We start from the raw sequence: 17,505 nt of genomic DNA on the forward strand, positions 1-17,505 counted from the left end.
TGTCTCCTAATCGAACGGAAGCTCTTCTTCGATTCCGTCCGGTATGTTCATAAAGCCGTCTGCTCCTGGAACCGTTTGGCCGCCTCAGCGTCTACCGCACGCTCCAGATGATTGTAATGTGCCCGCCGCTTGGCGTTCTTCTCAGATGCTTTCATCGCACACATCACTCCAATCCTGTGCCTGTCCGCACAATGGACAGGTCGAGCTATTTTTTATAAGTACGACGCCGCAGTTTCGACATTCATATCCCACCACACCAAAATTTCCAAATACAGTCAGTGGTTTCCTGGGCAATAACTCATTCACTTCTGCACGCGACAGCCAGTGTATACCATGGTGGCTCTCTCGTCCAACTGCCACCAATCGCAGCGTCTCCTGGCTATATTCCGTTGTACTGTACTCAGTTACCTCCATTGTTGGGATATCCAGGAATTTTCCGCACAGAACAGCTGTAAATGCTTCCAGCATCTTCTGTTCAATACTTGCATTATCTTTTTCCGGATCCCGGTATATTCCTGTGCATTGTCTCAACGGTTCCCCACTAATCTGTTCGAACACCGCCCATACATCCGTACTACAGGTTATTCCTCTGGAATAATATTCCAAACGTTCCTCTGGGGATTTGGAATCGTCAAAGAAGCAGAATCCCACAGAGTCCGTCTTATCTCCTCTATCTTTCCAGACGGTATGATTTTTCAGCTTTTCTCCTCTCAAATACTTGCCCAGTTCTTCAATGCTCATAAATCTCACATATCTCATCTTCCCGCTCCTCTCATGAACCTGTCCAGCACCGACATTCTCCAGTCATATTCCATTTTCAACTGATAGCAATCACAACAATGTGTTCCTGTTGTTACATCACTGAATTCTTCGCTTCTTGTGCATCTGCATGTTCCATTCTCACTATGGTATCTGCATGTGTTACAGTTTTTATTATCGTTCATTCTTTTTCTCACCCTTCTATTTTTATATCCCGCAAATACTCCAGGATATCTTTTTCTTTCAGTTCGTCCTGATCGTACAAGATAGCTGTCAGTGTCGTTGCTTCGCTTTTCCAGTACACCTGCTTCGGAAATTCAGGATTAACGAACGGTCCTTGAACTTCATACTCATAATCTAAGTTCATCGATGTGGAATCAATTGCTTTTACGAATCTGTCATTTAACACTTCTACCCGTCCGTCTGCTGCCTGTAATACCCTCATGGCTTTTCCATTTGGATATCTTTCCAACACAATCGGCGTCACGGTTAATTTCTCCTCTTCCTCTCGGTTCTCTGTTCTGTCTATCATACCCCAGCGGACCTCGCCGATTTCGTACTGGTTCTCTTCCTTCGTTGCCTTAAAAGCTTCTCCTTTTCCAGGAAGCTCTCCCGTCAGTTCAATAACTGCTGCCAGCTGCTTTTTATCCATGGATTCTTTTTCTGTGGCAATTACCCAGCCAGGACCGCCAAGCAGCACATCATCCCCTCTTCGTGCCACGCACAAGCCTACACCTGTGTAGGCTTGTTTGAGCAGTCTTTTAAAATCTTTCAAATGTATAAACATCGTATCATCCTCTCCTTTACAACAATTCGCATCCCAGGATGCAGTATCCGTCTTCCAGTCCCTCAAAGTTTTCCATCATGTACACAATACGCTTACTACACTTTCGCCCGGTTTTCTTTCCGTCTTTTACTTCTTCCATCTCTAATACATCGCCTTCTTTGTAATTGCGATCGTTCTTTCTCAGCTCAAAGCTCTTTCTTCCTGCTGCTGCATCGTCGAAGAATTCCGCCACCAGTTTGATCTGATGGGTAACTTTCGCCTCTGTTTCAATTACGTTTTCGCTTATTTCCGGAACGTCTTTCTCAATTTCAACCACATCTTCCATGATTTTCGGAACGCTTTCCCCAGTTTCAACCACATTTTCCATGATTTTCGGAACTCTTTTCTCTGTTCTTTTCTCGGATTTTTTCGCCGGCGAAATTACTGTTTTTTCCGGCTCTTCGACTTTCGGATCTGGCTGTTCAATTCGCTCTGGTTCATGTTCCCCGCTTTCAGGATCTTCTCTCTCAACTCTGCTATCTCTTTGCGGTTCTGCTGCCAGTTCTTCCACTTCTCTTTCAGGTTCGCTATCCGTTCTTTCATGCCCAGCTTCTGTCACCTCTTCCATTGTCTCTTCTTCCGGTTCACCACCAAAAGCATCCAGGATCCGTTCAAAAAATTCACGGTACTCCATTCTCTGCGGTGTTTGTCCGTATTTCTTATATTTCAGGCAGTCTTCATGGAACATCAGGAAGAACAGCCCTTTGCGGTAGCTCCTGCTGCCGCCCGGGTTCACGATCTCAACCAATCGGTTGATATTGTCATACAGGTTATCTGCTATGCCGCACTGATAGAGTTTTTCCAGGGTCTCTGCGTTGTCCTCCCCAAAGTGCCGGATCAAATCCGTTACATCATCCGCAATGCCCTCCTGCGGTTCTGCCTGGTTGAATTTCTTAATGTCACGGATTTCTTTTCTTGCCGTGTCCGGTGTGACCATCTCCCGGTCTGCTTCCGGAAGCTTCAGCATCTCTTCCAGCTGGGAACGGTTAAAGTCTGCATATTCCGGCTTCAGGCGTTCGGAATAGCCGTCTATGGAATATTCCCGGTTGATGCTCATAAATCGTGATACCGTGGAACCTTCCAGTCCATATTCGGATTTCGCGAACTCTGCAATGCTCTTGTATCCGTCCTGTTCGTACAGTTTCGCATCATCGATCTTTCGAAGTGCGTACCCGATCCGGACAAAGGACTGTTTCACGCCAAGCAGTTCCTGTTTCAGCTTCTGTTTCATCTCCATCCAGTCATTCAGTGTGATCTGTGTGTACTCCATATTCCCTCCTTACGCCACGCTCTGTGCCCTCTGCTTTGCTTCTGCATCTTTCTGTTTCAGATGCCCCACATAATCATCCAGCCACTTCTGCATGTGCTTTTTATCTGGTTTGCGGTCGTGTGCCCCGTACCACTGGATGAGCTGGTGCGTATCCCTCTCGATCTCTACGGTTATGTACGGTATCTCCGGTTCTTTTGCGGACCGCAGCATCAGAATGTAGCTCTGTCCATCATTGTGTTTCCTAAGATAGCTGCCCCCGCCAACGCAATGGTGCAGGATCCTGCCTTCCATAACGATCTCTTCCGCTGACCTTGCCGGCCGGATGATATATCCATCATCTTCATAGAAATACCGGTTTCTGAGCTTCCGGTAGCTGTCCCGGATGCCTGCAAATTTCTTTTTTACTTCCTGCAGACGTTTGTCTGCCTCTTTCTTGTTTTGTTCTGCTGCCATCTTATTGTGTGCCGCTTCCAGGTCCCTCGGCTGTTGGTATACCGTGTTCGTCAGGTCGTACCCAAGTGACAACCGCATACTCAGATAATCCGTGTAGGTTACTGCCGTGTGTCTGATCCGTTCCTCTGCACGCAGGCAGGTGCTTTCGTATCTGCATCCGGCATATCGTTCTATCCGGTTCAGAAGCTTCTGTATGCCCATGTACTGTAATGCCTGTTCGACCTGTCCCCGTTTCAGTCCTGTCACTTCCAGATGTTCGATCTGTTCATCTGTCCAGTTCTGTTTCAGATTCTTTTCCATCTTCATAACTTCCAGGAGTGCACAGTTGCCCTTGCTTTTAATCAATTGCTGTGTCCGCTCTTTCCGGATCCCCAGGAATTTATCCAGCCGTTTTGCATTTGTGTCTGCTATGATGCCGCACTCACACCGGACGATGGACGCCGCGATCTCGCTTAATCCCATTTTTACAATCATTTCCAACTGTGGGATATACAGGCAGCGTTCCAGGTAGCTGACCGGGTTGACTTCCGGGACCATTTTTTCATATTCCTGCAGGGCACTGTACTGGAATATGGTTCCCTGCATTTCACGGTAGGTATGCGGCAGGATCCGCCCTGCATGGATCGTGATGTTGGCATTGCCGTACAGGTTGCAGTCATCCCAGTAATTTTTTCCGTCAATGCGGTTACACTTATGGTAATCAATCTGTGTTTTCTCTCCCGGTGCAAAATAGGCCCTTGCTATTTCGATACCGGAAATTTCTTCACTGGCATTATACATGGCCGTTTCTTCCCCGTCTTCTACCAGCCCGAGTTTCCATTCTTTTATCAGCTCTATGTAACGGAATACCATGCCTTTTTCTTTGTATTTCTGTCCAAGGAATGCATAGATCCTTTTGCTATGTGAACCTTTGACTTTGCCCTGACATTTGTACTCGCCTATTTCCCCACACATCGGGCATTGTGCAAGATCACCCTCTTTCGGCGGGTCCACCCATTTCTGGTACTGACTCTCGTAGCTTATTCCGCCTTTCCATCTCGCTTCTGTCACACCTCCGCATTTGGTACAGGCGATCCGCACCCAGCAGCCGCGTTTTTTATAGTACAGGAAATGTTTTTGGTAGAAATAGAACCTGTCTGCCATCTCCAGGATCTCCGCTTCCGGAAGTTCCGGTGTGTGCTCCTGGCGGTCTTTCAACGCCTGCTGCCGTCTTTCATACTTTCTGTTTTCCCGCCGTCTTCTTTCCTCATACACGATAGAACTCTGAAACCGGTATATGTGCTCCCACCATTCGCTTTTGTACCCATTTTCCCCGCAGAATTTTTCGATACGCTGCATGTCTTCTTCCGATGCAAGGATATTGGATTTTGCTCTGGCATTTCGTTCTGTTCGTCCTCCTGCCTTATCCCAGACTAGTGTCGCACCGTAATAATAGTCCTGTGCTATCTGTTCTCTGGTCCAGGTATCTTTGTCAGGGTAGTAAATGCCAAAGTCTTTCTTTGTCAGGGCGATCCGCACGACCGGAATATCCATGGATCCTTTTTCATTTCTGTACATTTCCAGGAACAGATGCTTTTCGTGTCCCACGGTTTTGACCGCCGTTACCCCGATATATTTCACATCCTGCCCTCTGCTGATCCGTTTCAGCCCCAGGTATGGGATCTTTTCGATTGCCTTCTTTTTCATTTCTGCCGCCTACTTTCCCATATAGTACTCTGTGATCAGTTTCTTTGCGGTTGCCATTCCCGGACACATGCCAAGTTTATAGCTCCCTTTGATTCCTGTTGCCTTCATCACATCCTTATGTACAGATACCCGGTTCGTATAGGACCATTGCAGTAACGTCCCGATGCATCCAGCCAGGCTCTTTCCTTTCTTTCGTACCTGAAACGCAAGCATCTCATTTTCCATACACTGTCCTCTCAGGTATTCCACCCAGTCCAGCATGATCTCCTGCGGCTTCAGCTCTCTGACCTCGACATCGATCTTTCCCAGTGCCGCATCCATCGCCTCGCAGAGCTGTGGGATCTCGCCCTGCAGGTACATTTCTGTCATATCTTCCGGAATCCCGTTCTCTGTTGCCATTTCTTTCAGGCTTTTGATATCGCCCTCGTTGAACAGGTTTTCCGCCAGTTCATTGATCTCCTTGTAGGAGTTCATTTCGCCAAATTTTGTGAACATCATATCTTCTTCCTTTCTCCTTGCCGTAATTCAGATCAGTTTCTATGCAAACGGCAGTTCTTCGTCAATACCGTCCGGTATGTTCATAAATCCATCTGCATCTACTTGCGGCTCTGGTTTCTGCTCAGATCTGCTGTTTTCTCCCTGTCCTGCTGCCGCTTTGCTTTCCGCAAATTCCTGTTTCTCTACGGCTACATCTGTCGTGTAAACCTTGTTGCCGTCCCGGTTGGTATAGCTTCCTGTCTGGATACGACCTGTGACGACTACTTTCAGCCCCTGGCGGAAATACTTCTGGGCAAACTCTGCACTGCGTCCGAACGCCACACAGCTGATAAAATCAGCACCTGTTTCGCCATCACGCTTGTATCTGCGATCCACTGCCAGTGTATAACGTGCAACTGCTGTACTGTTCTCGCCAGCAGAATGTCGGATATCCGGGTCTCTGGTTAATCTTCCCATCAAGATTACTTTGTTCATTCTGTTTGCCTTCCTTTCTCTTCAATGCTTTCATCACTTTTGCCGTTGTCTCCGGCCATTCTCTCAGCAGATCCCGCTTTCCGTATCGATTATGCAGGATGCCCCACTGCTCCTCGAACTGTTTCTGCCATTTATAGTTTGTAATTCCGCCCAATCCGCTCCATCCACTCCTCTCTGGTGTGTGTCTGTTCATACGTTTCCTGAGCGTCTGCCTGCAAAATTCGTGCCATTTCATGGTTCACGTGCACTGCGTCTGGTCCGTGTTCATGGTGCTGGTCACACAGGTAGACGGTCAATCCCAGCTCCTCTGATATCTGCCTGTTTCCCCACCCGAAGACTATGTGGTGCTTCTGCACAGGCTTTCGCCCATAGTCTCCGTAGAATCTGGCACACAGATAGCAGTATTTCCCTGCCTGCATGATGCTTCTGCCATGTTTTTTCCGCTTTTTCTTCCTGCCGTTTTTCGGCAGCAAGAAGCCGTCCCACTCGCCGCTCATGCCGGTATCTCCAAATCATGAACATATTCTGCTCTGAATGCATGCGGTTCAAAACGCACTTTTTTCCATTCTTCTGCGTATTTCACGCGTGCACCTCCTACAGTTTTCCATCCGTTCTGCTTCCACTTGCCCAGGAAACCCCGGTTAATATAATTGGCAATGTTTATTTCATTGATCTTCAGGTCAAACATCACGCCTCGTTTCATATGTCCCAACATGTCTGCCAGAGCTTCTATTGCTGTCAGCTTCCGATTTACGCTGCAACTGCTGCCTTCTCCATCGCCATAAAGCCGTCCCCCTCCACATTCCAGCATCCAGGCATATTTGTGACCGGTAACTTTTATATATGCTTTTACGTGTTCTTTCTGTTCTGCCACTGGTTTCTCCTTTCTATGGACTCTCTTTTATCTCATTTTTACCAATATTCTCGATAATTGTACACATTTTATGCACACTGTCCACATTTTTTGTCTTTATTTATTATTTTCATGGGTTATTCACCTATCTTATCGTGTCTTTATTCACGTCTGCACATCCGGATATATATGTAGAACAATCCATTAAAATCATTGAAATACACTTCTGACCGAGTGTATTCATAGTCCGGATGCCAGATTTTCACTGTTTCTTCTATACTGTCTCTGTTTTTGACCATCCCATGAACAAATGTTCCCACTTTCCGGTACCGTTTCGGTGCGGTCGGTTTATTATGGACTTTCTTCTCGATCGGCTTTTTCAGTCCTTTACTGCTCGCCCATCGTTTCTTTCCTTTCGGTGCCTTGGTCACATAGTTCGCCATTCCAGAAAGCCCGTCCTTGTCATACTCTAAGCGGCGAACCTGATTACGTTCCCCATGCTTCCAGATCTTCTCGACGGTATCCCGATCCAGAAGACCATCCATGATTATGTGATGGTGCCAGCGGATCTTTGCGTGTGGATCGTACTCGGTCACATAGATGTATTTCACATTTGGCAGTCCCATCTTTCTTCGGCGGTAGTTGAGCCTGTCTATGTAATTTCGCATGTTCCGCATGGCTTCTTCCATGCTCTGCGGCTCCTGCCCGCTCCGGTATACCAGCGTTGCCCATATATCACTTGTGTGGAAATTGGCATTGATCAGACGCTCCAGATACTTCCTGGCATTTTTATCATTCAGGTTGTCCTGAGCTTTCTTATTGCGTTTTTTCCTTCCAGCCTCTGGTATATCCTCTTTCCGGAAGAACTCCGGATACAGTTCAATCTCCAGCTGCCCTCCGGAATAGATCTCCTTACACGCATACAACCCTTTCCGGTTCTGCTTTGCGATCTGCTCCAGGAAGTACTCGTCCAGCATCTCTATACTGTTCTGATATGCTGCTTCATAGTCATACTCTAATGGACGCATCCCTCGTTTCTTTCTCTTCATAGCATGGTTCCCTTTTCCCTGAATTGTTAATATCTATTACAAGCCCGATAAATACCGCCTGCGGTGTTAAAAAAATAAGGCAAATGCCTTGAATGTCGTCTGCTGCCATGCTATACTATCCATGGTTGTGGTTCGTATGCATGGCATCGGACTTTTGGCACATCTCGGAATGAGGTGTGTCATTTTTTTATTGTCAATCTACATGATGCTCGCATCTGCCTTGCTGATCCTCACGGTTTCCCCTGTCTTCCAGTTCATAGCATCCAGATATGTTTCTTTGTTTGTTATTGCTATGTACTGTGCAGGGTTCAAACCTGCTTGTCTCATCAGTTTAATACCCGCTGGATCGCGTTCCGTGCTCACTCCGATCATTTCTCCTCTTCTCCTTTCTTTTCTGCCCACAGCATGATGCGGATCACCACCGCACACCATACAGCAATAACCGTTCCGGCTACGTCTCTCTCACACAGTACACTGTACATTGTCAGCCACCAGAACACGAACGCTGCGGCCGCTGTGGCTACGATCGGGGCAATCACGCTCCCGATCAGGCTATACAACTCTCTTTTTCTCATCTTTTTGCTTCCTTTTTACAGCTTTCAAAAATTTTGCCGTTGCTTCTTCCAGATTCTTCTGGTTCACATTTCCATGAATGTGAACCGTTATGTTGCCAATCTTGTATATGGTCATTTTCCCTCCTTAATTTCAATCTCTAATTCGTTAGTTGTGCCTCCGATGCCAACTCTATTGTTGCAGAATCTGATTACTTCTTTTTCTTTCAACTTCTCAAATTCTTCATTTTGATTTCCTTTCAGTCCTTCTGCTGCATAGCATGTTTCAAACATCAAGCCACATTTTTTTACTTTTATTCTGATATAAGCAAAGTCCTCTGCTGCTCTTAAAACTTCTCTTAATGTCACTGTATTTTCCTACCCTGCCTTTCTCACATCTTCCGCATCTCCGACCATAATCCCCAAATCAAGCGGCTTTTCCTTCTTAATCGCTTCGTTCAGATCCTTGATGCTATGGATTCCAATCTCTTTTAATGCTTCTTCGATTCTTTGCCGTTTCTCCATACTCTCTCCTCTACTTCAGATCCCCATTATAAATCGCCAGATGCAGCATTTTCTTTTTGGCATATTCTGCAATCTGCGGATTTATCCATCTTGCTTGTTCATAGAATTCCATGATTCCACTGTAGATTTTCCCAGTCTCTTTTATCCGCTGGTATTTCTTCTCTACTGCTTCATCTAATGCTTTAAGTAGATCTTCCAAGTTCTTTCACCTCCTACCCCACTTTCTGCTCTGCTTCGTCTGCGAACTTCTCTTTTTCCAGACGCTTCATTACTGCCATTCCTTCTGCGATACCAAGAATGTAATCTTTCTTTTCTTCCGGTACTGCCTCGATTGCTTCAGAAAGTCTTTTGATTCTCTCCTGCTTCGTCATCTAATCACCTGCCTCTCTTAGTTTTGATGTTTCACATCTTAGATGTATATTATCACTACTAATGCGTGATGTCAATAGCTTTCTACAACTTAGTTGTATTTTTCTGTTGACTTGCATTATTTTGTGGTATATACTAAGAATCACAGAAAGGAGGATATGATGCAAACAATTAACGATAGAATAGCTATTGTATTGGAAGAATCAGGTAAAACCAAAACCGCTTTCGGCGAGTCATTAAGTGTTTCGCAACAATACATTTCGAAATTGATTAGAACTGGTAATCCTAGTGCCTTATTAATAGATGATATATGCGAAAAGTACAGAATCCGTAAAGAATGGCTTACGGAGGGCAAGGGTGATATGAAAGCACCTATAGATAGAAATGACGAAATTGCCCGCCTGAGTGCTGATCTGTTTAAAAGCGAAAGCGGATCATTTAAAGAACGTCTGCTTTTTGCACTGGCTGCATTAGATGAAAGCGAGTGGCAAGTTCTTGAGGATATCGCAAATAAAATTACAAAAAAAGACTAGGCTTTCGCCTAGTCCAGAAGTCTCAGAATTATTTTCAATACAAAATCCAATTCTGACGGCTTCAACTTATCCAACAGACCTATAATTTTATTTTTTACCGTTTCCATCCTATGTACCTCCCGATTACGTTTTTTCAAACATTTGTTCGAAAATCTTTGGTTTTATATTATCACAAAAATATTTGTGATGCAACTGTTTTCGAACATTTGTTTTAGTAAAATTTTCCTTTCATCTTAACAAACGTTTCAGGAGGAAAAAAGTTGTGCGTTGTCCGGAATCCCGGACGCTTTTTGAAAAATCACTTATACTCAGACTCATAAAGATCTGAAATAGTGGTTTGTAGTCCCTTGGCAAGCTGTTCCATTGTTGCCAGAGTTGGACTTACATGGTCGGTCACTATGTCACCGATCGTAGACCGGGGAACACCGGTCATAATTGCCGCCTGCCTGATCGACAGGTGGTGCTGTTCCAAGAATTGAGATAATAATATTTTCATGGTGTTATTATCTCCCGTATTTTAGAACAATATACTAAGGATTAAAGGAAGTGATCTATTGAATATTATTTGCCTTGACATAGAAACGACAGGATTGGATCCAGATTCTGATGAAATTCTTCAGCTTTCGATTATTGATGGTGCCGGAGAAATTCTTTTCAACGAATACATCCTGCCAACTGAGCACGATTGTTGGCCAAGTGCTCAAAAAGTAAACCACATCAGTCCTGCTATGGTGCAGGATTGCAAACCGCTCCTGTATTATGCTGATACCATTCAACGCATCTTGGAAGATGCGGATGTAATCGTCGGATATAATATCCGCGGTTTCGATTTACCTTTTATTTTTAATGGCGGTATTGGATATGATGCGAAACCAGGTGCTATTGTTGTCGATGTTATGATTGCATTTGCGAGAATTTACGGTAAGCACGATGATTATCATGGTGGTTATAAATGGCAAAAACTACGAACCTGTGCAAGTTATTATTCATACTACAAGGGAAAAGCACATAACTCTCTTGATGATGCAAGGGCAACCTTATTTTGCTTTTACAAAATTTTTGGTGATCCACCTAAGTTATCCAGACGTTTGACCGGCGTTTACCGTTCAACCAGTAACTTCGTCAAACGTAAATCACCAAATCCTGTTAAAACTGTTTCAACTCCAAAAAGTGGAAATCTCATGATTGGTTTTGGATTCTTTGTACTTTTAGTTTTCTTCAGCAGTTTTGATCCTTTCTGGCTTGTAATTGCTGTTTTGCTTTTATATTTTGGTTTTAAACGTCACAAAATATATAAGATTTTCAAGCAGGATGAAGTTTCTAAACAAGCAGATTGATTTGTGCTGCTAATCTGTAATTTAACTTAATAACGCAAAAACCGCCCCGGTATTGGCGTACCGAAGCGGATCAGCGAATCTATACAGGTCTGAGAACCAGTATAATCCATCCTTGAACAAGATGATTATACCACAATCCTCCGGCACCTGTACAGGTGTATTTTTTGTACTCATTTTTAAGGAGGTACCTATGAAAATCGAAAATTATGCATTATATCTGCGAAAAAGCCGTGCGGATATGGAAGCGGAAAAACTTGGTGAAGGTGAAACGCTGGCAAGACACAAGAAGATCTTGACAGAACTTGCCGCACGCAAGGGGCTGCATGTCGGAAAGATCTACCATGAGATCGTATCCGGAGAAACGATTGCAGCACGCCCGCAGATCCAGCAGATGATCCAGGACTGTTACAACGGTCTGTACAGAGGAATTATCATCGTAGAGGTTACGAGGCTCTCACGCGGCAATCAGGGCGATGCACAGGCGATTCTCGACTGTCTGCGTTATGGTAATAACAATAACGGGATTCTGGTTGTTACGCCAACCAAAACTTACGACATCGCCCATAATCAGGACGATGAGGAATATATGGAATTTGAGCTGTTCATGTCCAGGCGTGAATACAAGATGATCCGGAAGCGTATGGAACGCGGACGCATCCAGGCAGTTGTTGAAGGAAACTATATGGGATCTTACCGTCCATATGGTTATGATATCTTGAAAAGCAAGACCGGAAGAACGCTCCTCCCGAATCCGGAAGAAGCCCCGGTTGTGCAAAATATCTTCACCTGGGCTATAGAAGAAAATCTGACTCCCGGCAAGATTGCAAAGCGTCTCAGCTCTTACGGTGTGCCTACTTACTCCGGTGATCCGGAATGGTCTGTTTCAACAGTCAAAACGATCCTGACTAACCCGACCTACACCGGAAAGGTACGATGGAACGACCGCATGCGTATCAAAACCATGGTTGACGGAAAACTGGTCAGCAGCCGTCCACGTTCACATCACGGTGATCAGTATATGTTATATGACGGAAAGCATCCGGCACTTGTTGATGATGCTACTTTCTTGGCAGCTTCCAAACGTTTCCATTCTGATAAGACTAAATCCGGCCTGAAGCTGATCAACCCGCTTGCCGGTATTCTGGTATGTGCAAAGTGTGGAAAAGCCATGTGCTACCAGTCTTACCCTGCTCGTCCTGAAACCGCTGCAAGGTATACGCATAAGTCTTCTCAGATCTGCAAAGTAAAGTCTGCTGTTGCAAGTGATGTAATGGATGCCGTTGCATATTCTCTTGAAAAATATATTTCTGATTTTGAGGTTAAAATCGATAATCTTCCAGAAGTGTCAGAAGATACGATTCTGAAGCAGATGGATGATCTGCAGAAAGAACTGATCCGCCAGGAAAAGAAACTGACCAGGCTTTTCGATGCCTGGGAAGACGGATTGATCGCCGACAATGAATTTGCCGACCGCAAAGCAATAAACAATGACCGGATCGCATCCATCAAGAATCAGATGGATCATCTGGAGGAAAGCATCCCGGTAAAAGAAGATTATGAAGAAAAGATCATGAGTTTCCATGATGCCCTCGGTTCCCTGCTGGATGCCGATCTGGATGCTGATATTAAAAATGCATACCTGAAAGGCATCCTGGACCGCATCGAGTTCAGCAGAGAATGTAATTCCGAGTTCATCCTGGATGTATTCCTGAAAGAAGATTAGAGGTCTATATCCAGTTCTACCGGGCAATGATCGGAACCCATGATTCCTGTATGGATCCTGGCATCCCGGATCTTGTCCTGCACAAAATCGGAAGTCAGGAAATAGTCTATTCTCCATCCGGCATTTCGTTCCCTGGCTTTAAAGCGATATGACCACCAGGAGTACTCGATCTGATCCGGATGCAGATAGCGGTACGTGTCTGTAAACCCGGAATCCAGAAGCGTTTTAAACTTTTCTCGCTCTTCCAGAGTAAATCCGGCGTTTTTTACGTTGGCCTTCGGATTTTTGATATCCAGCTCCGTTGCGGCAACGTTAAAGTCGCCACACACGATAACTGGTTTTTTCTTCATTTGTTTAGATGATGGCTGTGATTCTTTCAGATCTCCGCAAAATACAATCGGCTTTTTCTCTTCCAGCCCTTTCAGATAGGAAAGAAATGCATCTTCCCATCGCATACGGTAATCCAGTCTTGCAAGTTCACTCTGCGAATTTGGCGTGTAGACCGTCACCAGGTAAAATTCTGCAAATTCCAGGGTGATCACGCGGCCTTCCTGGTCATGTTCTTCGATACCGATGCCGTATGCCACGGACATTGGCTCTCTTCTGGTAAAGATGGCCGTTCCGGAATAGCCTTTTTTTATCGCATAATTCCAGTACTGATGATAACCTTCCAGTTCAAGGCTGATCTGCCCTTCCTGGAGTTTGCTTTCCTGAATACAGAACATATCCGCATCCAGCTCCTTAAAAATATCTAAAAATCCTTTCTGTACACAGGCACGCAGCCCGTTTACGTTCCACGATATCAGTTTCATCCATCATGCTCCTTCCTCTGCTTTCTTTTTATCATATCATCTTTTCTTTTACAAATCTACTTGCATTTCTTGTACTTGTCTGTTAAAGTGGAGGAAGTGTTACAGCGAATCCAAGAATGCCTGGGCATTCTTGCTGCAACGAACAGTAGCATAACTATAAAGAAATGAGGTAAATACGAATGAGCGATTTTGAAAACGGATGTGCTGGTTCCTGCGATGCATGCGGTTCCAAAAGTGACTGTGAAAAAGCAACCGTTACTCTGACACTGGACGATGGTTCCATGATGGAGTGTGCGATCCTGACGATCTTTGAAGCAGATGAAAAAGAATACATTGCACTGCTTCCGCTGGATGAAAAGGGCAATGCTTCCGAAGAAGGTGACGTGTATCTGTACCGTTTCCAGGAAGTAAACGGAAATCCGACACTGGATAACATCGAAAGTGACGAAGAATATGAAATGGTTGCGGATGCATTCGATGAATGGCTGGATAATGCAGAATTTGAAGATATGGAAAACTAATCTTTTTCATGGAGCAATTTTTCTGTGTATGTTAAAATCCCCTGCAGTTTTTTGTCTGCAGGGGATTTTTTAACTCCTTTAAAAATCATTTCTGCTGTTTTCCGTCACAGTTTGACAGATGGCTTATTTTCTGTTGTTTTTGCGTCGTATGCCGGATACAAACAATGCGATGAGTGCTGCAAGAGACGCTGCAAGCACGATTGAAAGTAAAACAATCGGGGAATTGTCACCGGTTACGGCTGCCACCCGGACATTCGAGTTTGAACCAGAAGCACCTTTGTTCGTGCTGTTGGTGATTGTATTGCCGGTCACATTCAGCTGTACTGTCTGTACATCGGCATCCCCTTTGGCAATCCACTTGCCGTCTTTATAGAGCTGACGCTCATATGTCACATTCAGTGTATAGGTTCCGGCTGTTGTAAACTGGAGTGTTCTGGCATAGGCGTTTGTTTCGTTCAGATCTCCTTTTCCTGTTCCGCAGGTCCAGGATACCGGAAGATAACGCACATCTCCTTCGATCGGTGCTTTGTTATCCATCCGGTCACCAACTGCCTTGAAGGTAATGTTGGCACCGGTCGCATAATTGCCACCATTTGTCAGTCCTTCAATCTTATTGTTGTCTGCTTCTCCGATCAAGTTGATCTTTGGCAGTGTCTTGGTCTCTTTCTTCTTGCATATGCCACACTTACGTTCTTTTTTCCCCTTCTTCTCATGCGTTGCTTCGGCTGTGACTTTCCATTTACTCCAGGTATGAGCAGCCAGTTTGCCTCGTGTGATCTTGCAGCGTTTGCAGGTGCTCTTTACTTTGCAGGTTGCTTTTGTCCAGTCATGCCCAAGAGCTGCTGATCCTTTGATGCCGCAGCGTTTGCAGATGGCCGCTTCTGTACAGGTTGCTTCCTTCCAGTCATGCCCAAGAGCCGCTTCTCCTGTTACCCCACAGAGCTTGCAGATGGCTGCCTCCGTACAGGTCGCTTCTTTCCAGTCATGTTTGCAGATGGTCGCCGTAACTTTATATTCTCTTGTCACGGTTTTTCCGTCTTCTGCGGTTCTGCTAAGTTTATAGATGACCGGTATTTTATCCGATGCAGAGAAATCTACTTCTTTTTCACTTGCCGGATCTACGGTCACACCTGCCGGAACCGTGATCTTCGGTGCCAGTTTTTTCAGATCTGTATCGCTCTTCTGCATAAGAACGGTGATTGTCTGTTTTTCCTCATCGATCGTCACTTTGGCATCTTTCACTTCAAAAGCAGTGATCTTCAGATTCGTATTTTCTGTTTCAGATTCTTTTGTTTCCGATTCTTTTGTTTCCGATTCTTTCGTCTCAGACTGTTTCGTTTCGGATTCCTTCGTCTCTGACTGTTTTGTTTCTGATTCTTTTTCAGACTCCGTTGACTTCGCATCTTTTGCTTTTGCATCTGCTTTTGTCTCCGGCTGCTTCTGTTCTGCTGCCTTTGTTTCCGGCTGATTCTCACTGATCTTCGTCTCAGGCTTCTTTTCCGTTGCCTTTGTTTCCGGTTTCCTGACTTCTGTTTCTTTTTCGGTTACCTTTGTTTCCGGTTTCTTCACTTCTGGCGTTTTTTCGGTTGTTTTCGTCTCAGGCTTCTTTGCTTCGGTTGCCTTTGTCTCTGGCTGATTCTCACTGATCTTCGTCTCAGGCTTCTTTTCCGTTGCCTTTGTTTCCGGTTTCCTGACTTCTGTTTCTTTTTCGGTTACCTTTGTTTCCGGTTTCTTCACTTCTGGCGTTTTTTCGGTTGTTTTCATCTCAGGCTTCTTTGCTTCGGTTGCCTTTGTCTCTGGCTGTTTTGTCTCTGCAGCTTTTGTCTCCGGCTGTTTTTCGGTTGTCTTTGTCTGAGCTTCTGTGATCTCAATCGTCAGTTTCGGAAGCACCACATCTTTTGCCAGCTTATAATCATCCGTAATCTGTGCGGTAAAGGTATACTTACCTGCTGTGGAATCCTCTTTATAGTCTGTTTTCCATGTAACATCTTTGATCTTGATATCCTCTGCTTTTTTGCTGTCTTTCTCTTTATAGCCTCTGGCAGAAAGCTTATCCGGAAGTTTCATATCTTTGACCTTTGTTCCCCTGGCAAAAGAACCTTTTTCCAGTTTCGGATCCGTAATGCTGATTACACGGATCTGCTCTTTTTTCTCTGCTTTTTCTGTTCCGGCTTTGGCAGAGACTTCCGTTGTCTGTCCGTCCACCGGTGCTGCTATCGCACTGCCCGGCATCGCAGTTGCCATAACTGTGACTGCCAGTAGCACTGCCAGTATGTTTTTCCTTCTCTTCATAATATCCACCTCCTGATTCTTGATCACGGTTTTTATTCTACAATATCCCTGATATTTCGCTGTGATTTTTCTCACATCTGCGGTAACTTCACAAACCCCCTGTAATCATTTATTGTCAGGTCTCACATGCGTTCGCCCTGAATATTCCCACCATAGCGAATCCCGATCAGTGTCAGTCCTTCCGGTCTCGCTGTCTCCCCTGCGAGCGTCCGGTCTTTTGCCTCAAGGATTTTTTTGATCTGCTGCGGCTCGATGAATCCGCCTCCCACGCGGATCAGTGTGCCGGCAATGATGCGGACCATGTTGTAAAGAAATCCATTGCCTGTGACACGTATTATAATCATATCACCTTCTTTTATCACATTCAGAGAATAGATTGTGCGAACTGTATTTGTTACTTCCGGTTTCTCGGTACAGAAGCTTTTAAAATCATGTTCTCCTACCAGATACAACGATGCTTCCTGCATCTTCACTACATCTAATGGATAATAATAAAAAAAAGAATTTAATCTTCTGGTCGGATCCGGAAATCGGCGGTTCAGGATGCGATATTCATAGGTTTTGGTGGTTTTCTGAAAACGCGGATGAAAATCAGACGGCACTTCGCAGGAGTCCTGGATACGGATGTCTTCCGGCATCCTTGTATTTAATGCATAAGAAATCTTGTCGGCAGGCATGCGTGCACTGGTATCAAAAACAGCCACGTTTCCCAGAGCATGCACACCTGCATCGGTGCGGCTCGCCCCGATTACTTTGATTTCTTCTTTTAACAGTTCTGATAAATGATGATTTAAGACTTCTTCTATGGTAACTGCATTTGGCTGTGTCTGCCAGCCATGATAATTTGTTCCGTCGTATGCTACAATGAGTTTCACTCGTTTCATATTTTTCTCCATTCTGCCATCTGATATGGCTTTTATTTTAGATGTATATCAGCCGAGCTGACCAGAATCGCATACCGCATCTTATATGCG

24 protein-coding genes are annotated in these 17,505 nt (G+C 45.0%); 4 read left to right on the forward strand and 20 right to left on the reverse strand.

Going from position 1 to position 17,505, the window contains the following annotated elements:
- Nucleotides 1-141 precede the first annotated feature (141 nt).
- The 16 genes from LKD42_RS07780 to LKD42_RS07855 form a co-directional block, all read right to left on the reverse strand.
- Nucleotides 142-759 carry a hypothetical protein gene (locus LKD42_RS07780; protein ID WP_248835327.1) on the reverse strand — a complete coding sequence of 206 codons (618 nt, stop codon included), beginning with the start codon at nt 757-759 and terminating at the stop codon, nt 142-144.
- Nucleotides 760-952: 193 nt separating this feature from the next.
- Nucleotides 953-1,546, reverse strand: coding sequence for a hypothetical protein (locus LKD42_RS07785; RefSeq protein ID WP_248835328.1), 594 nt, complete (start codon nt 1,544-1,546; stop codon nt 953-955).
- 16 nt (nt 1,547-1,562) lie between these two features.
- Nucleotides 1,563-2,855 carry a DUF3850 domain-containing protein gene (locus LKD42_RS07790; RefSeq protein ID WP_248835329.1) on the reverse strand — a complete coding sequence of 431 codons (1,293 nt, stop codon included), beginning with the start codon at nt 2,853-2,855 and terminating at the stop codon, nt 1,563-1,565.
- Nucleotides 2,856-2,864: 9 nt separating this feature from the next.
- Nucleotides 2,865-4,994, reverse strand: a complete 2,130-nt coding sequence (locus tag LKD42_RS07795) for a PcfJ domain-containing protein (RefSeq protein WP_248835330.1) — start codon at nt 4,992-4,994, stop codon at nt 2,865-2,867.
- 9 nt (nt 4,995-5,003) lie between these two features.
- Nucleotides 5,004-5,492 carry a hypothetical protein gene (locus tag LKD42_RS07800; protein ID WP_248835331.1) on the reverse strand — a complete coding sequence of 163 codons (489 nt, stop codon included), beginning with the start codon at nt 5,490-5,492 and terminating at the stop codon, nt 5,004-5,006.
- Nucleotides 5,493-5,531: 39 nt separating this feature from the next.
- On the reverse strand, nt 5,532-5,966 hold the full coding sequence (locus tag LKD42_RS07805; RefSeq protein ID WP_248835332.1) for a single-stranded DNA-binding protein: 435 nt from the start codon (nt 5,964-5,966) through the stop codon (nt 5,532-5,534).
- 131 nt (nt 5,967-6,097) lie between these two features.
- Nucleotides 6,098-6,463 carry a hypothetical protein gene (locus LKD42_RS07810; protein ID WP_248835333.1) on the reverse strand — a complete coding sequence of 122 codons (366 nt, stop codon included), beginning with the start codon at nt 6,461-6,463 and terminating at the stop codon, nt 6,098-6,100.
- Complete coding sequence (locus LKD42_RS07815) at nt 6,460-6,840, reverse strand: ribonuclease H family protein (protein ID WP_248835334.1); 381 nt, start codon at nt 6,838-6,840, stop codon at nt 6,460-6,462. Before LKD42_RS07815 ends, LKD42_RS07810 begins: the two co-directional genes overlap by 4 nt.
- A gap of 140 nt (nt 6,841-6,980) precedes the next feature.
- The gene (locus LKD42_RS07820) at nt 6,981-7,868 is read right to left on the reverse strand and encodes a rolling circle replication-associated protein (protein WP_248835335.1); all 888 of its coding nucleotides are present in this window, start codon (nt 7,866-7,868) and stop codon (nt 6,981-6,983) included.
- A gap of 198 nt (nt 7,869-8,066) precedes the next feature.
- A complete protein-coding gene (locus tag LKD42_RS07825) occupies nt 8,067-8,240 on the reverse strand; it encodes a hypothetical protein (protein WP_248835336.1) in 174 nt (57 codons plus the stop codon).
- Nucleotides 8,237-8,443: a hypothetical protein gene (locus LKD42_RS07830; protein ID WP_248835337.1), complete on the reverse strand. Its 207-nt coding sequence runs from the start codon at nt 8,441-8,443 to the stop codon at nt 8,237-8,239. The genes LKD42_RS07825 and LKD42_RS07830 overlap by 4 nt, the downstream gene beginning before the upstream one ends.
- On the reverse strand, nt 8,421-8,558 hold the full coding sequence (locus tag LKD42_RS07835) for a hypothetical protein (protein ID WP_248835338.1): 138 nt from the start codon (nt 8,556-8,558) through the stop codon (nt 8,421-8,423). The genes LKD42_RS07830 and LKD42_RS07835 overlap by 23 nt, the downstream gene beginning before the upstream one ends.
- Nucleotides 8,555-8,788 (reverse strand): hypothetical protein, encoded by a 234-nt coding sequence (locus LKD42_RS07840; protein WP_248835339.1) that lies wholly within the window; start codon nt 8,786-8,788, stop codon nt 8,555-8,557. The genes LKD42_RS07835 and LKD42_RS07840 overlap by 4 nt, the downstream gene beginning before the upstream one ends.
- A gap of 9 nt (nt 8,789-8,797) precedes the next feature.
- A complete protein-coding gene (locus tag LKD42_RS07845; RefSeq protein ID WP_248835340.1) occupies nt 8,798-8,944 on the reverse strand; it encodes a hypothetical protein in 147 nt (48 codons plus the stop codon).
- 10 nt (nt 8,945-8,954) lie between these two features.
- A complete protein-coding gene (locus LKD42_RS07850) occupies nt 8,955-9,143 on the reverse strand; it encodes a hypothetical protein (protein ID WP_248835341.1) in 189 nt (62 codons plus the stop codon).
- Nucleotides 9,144-9,156: 13 nt separating this feature from the next.
- On the reverse strand, nt 9,157-9,315 hold the full coding sequence (locus LKD42_RS07855) for a hypothetical protein (RefSeq protein ID WP_248835342.1): 159 nt from the start codon (nt 9,313-9,315) through the stop codon (nt 9,157-9,159).
- A gap of 156 nt (nt 9,316-9,471) precedes the next feature.
- Between LKD42_RS07855 and LKD42_RS07860 the strand changes: the two genes are divergently transcribed.
- Nucleotides 9,472-9,846 carry a helix-turn-helix domain-containing protein gene (locus tag LKD42_RS07860; RefSeq protein ID WP_248835343.1) on the forward strand — a complete coding sequence of 125 codons (375 nt, stop codon included), beginning with the start codon at nt 9,472-9,474 and terminating at the stop codon, nt 9,844-9,846.
- A 298-nt stretch (nt 9,847-10,144) separates the two neighbouring features.
- Here LKD42_RS07860 and LKD42_RS07865 read toward each other — a convergent pair whose 3' ends face one another.
- Nucleotides 10,145-10,318 (reverse strand): helix-turn-helix domain-containing protein, encoded by a 174-nt coding sequence (locus LKD42_RS07865; RefSeq protein WP_248835344.1) that lies wholly within the window; start codon nt 10,316-10,318, stop codon nt 10,145-10,147.
- A gap of 82 nt (nt 10,319-10,400) precedes the next feature.
- Here LKD42_RS07865 and LKD42_RS07870 point away from each other — a divergent pair, with 82 nt between their 5' ends.
- Complete coding sequence (locus LKD42_RS07870; protein ID WP_248835345.1) at nt 10,401-11,183, forward strand: 3'-5' exonuclease; 783 nt, start codon at nt 10,401-10,403, stop codon at nt 11,181-11,183.
- 190 nt (nt 11,184-11,373) lie between these two features.
- The gene (locus LKD42_RS07875; protein WP_248835346.1) at nt 11,374-12,906 is read left to right on the forward strand and encodes a recombinase family protein; all 1,533 of its coding nucleotides are present in this window, start codon (nt 11,374-11,376) and stop codon (nt 12,904-12,906) included.
- Here the strand turns inward: LKD42_RS07875 and LKD42_RS07880 are convergent.
- Nucleotides 12,903-13,718: an exodeoxyribonuclease III gene (locus LKD42_RS07880; RefSeq protein ID WP_248835347.1), complete on the reverse strand. Its 816-nt coding sequence runs from the start codon at nt 13,716-13,718 to the stop codon at nt 12,903-12,905. The genes LKD42_RS07875 and LKD42_RS07880 overlap by 4 nt on opposite strands.
- 179 nt (nt 13,719-13,897) lie before the next feature.
- Between LKD42_RS07880 and LKD42_RS07885 the strand changes: the two genes are divergently transcribed.
- Nucleotides 13,898-14,239 carry a DUF1292 domain-containing protein gene (locus LKD42_RS07885; RefSeq protein WP_022119471.1) on the forward strand — a complete coding sequence of 114 codons (342 nt, stop codon included), beginning with the start codon at nt 13,898-13,900 and terminating at the stop codon, nt 14,237-14,239.
- Between the two features lie 123 nt (nt 14,240-14,362).
- Here LKD42_RS07885 and LKD42_RS07890 read toward each other — a convergent pair whose 3' ends face one another.
- Complete coding sequence (locus tag LKD42_RS07890) at nt 14,363-16,531, reverse strand: hypothetical protein (RefSeq protein WP_248835348.1); 2,169 nt, start codon at nt 16,529-16,531, stop codon at nt 14,363-14,365.
- A gap of 122 nt (nt 16,532-16,653) precedes the next feature.
- Complete coding sequence (truA, locus tag LKD42_RS07895; protein WP_248835349.1) at nt 16,654-17,415, reverse strand: tRNA pseudouridine(38-40) synthase TruA; 762 nt, start codon at nt 17,413-17,415, stop codon at nt 16,654-16,656.
- Nucleotides 17,416-17,505 lie beyond the last annotated feature (90 nt).

It is taken from the genome of Hominisplanchenecus faecis, assembly GCF_020687205.1.
GTDB classification, from domain to species: domain Bacteria; phylum Bacillota; class Clostridia; order Lachnospirales; family Lachnospiraceae; genus Hominisplanchenecus; species Hominisplanchenecus faecis.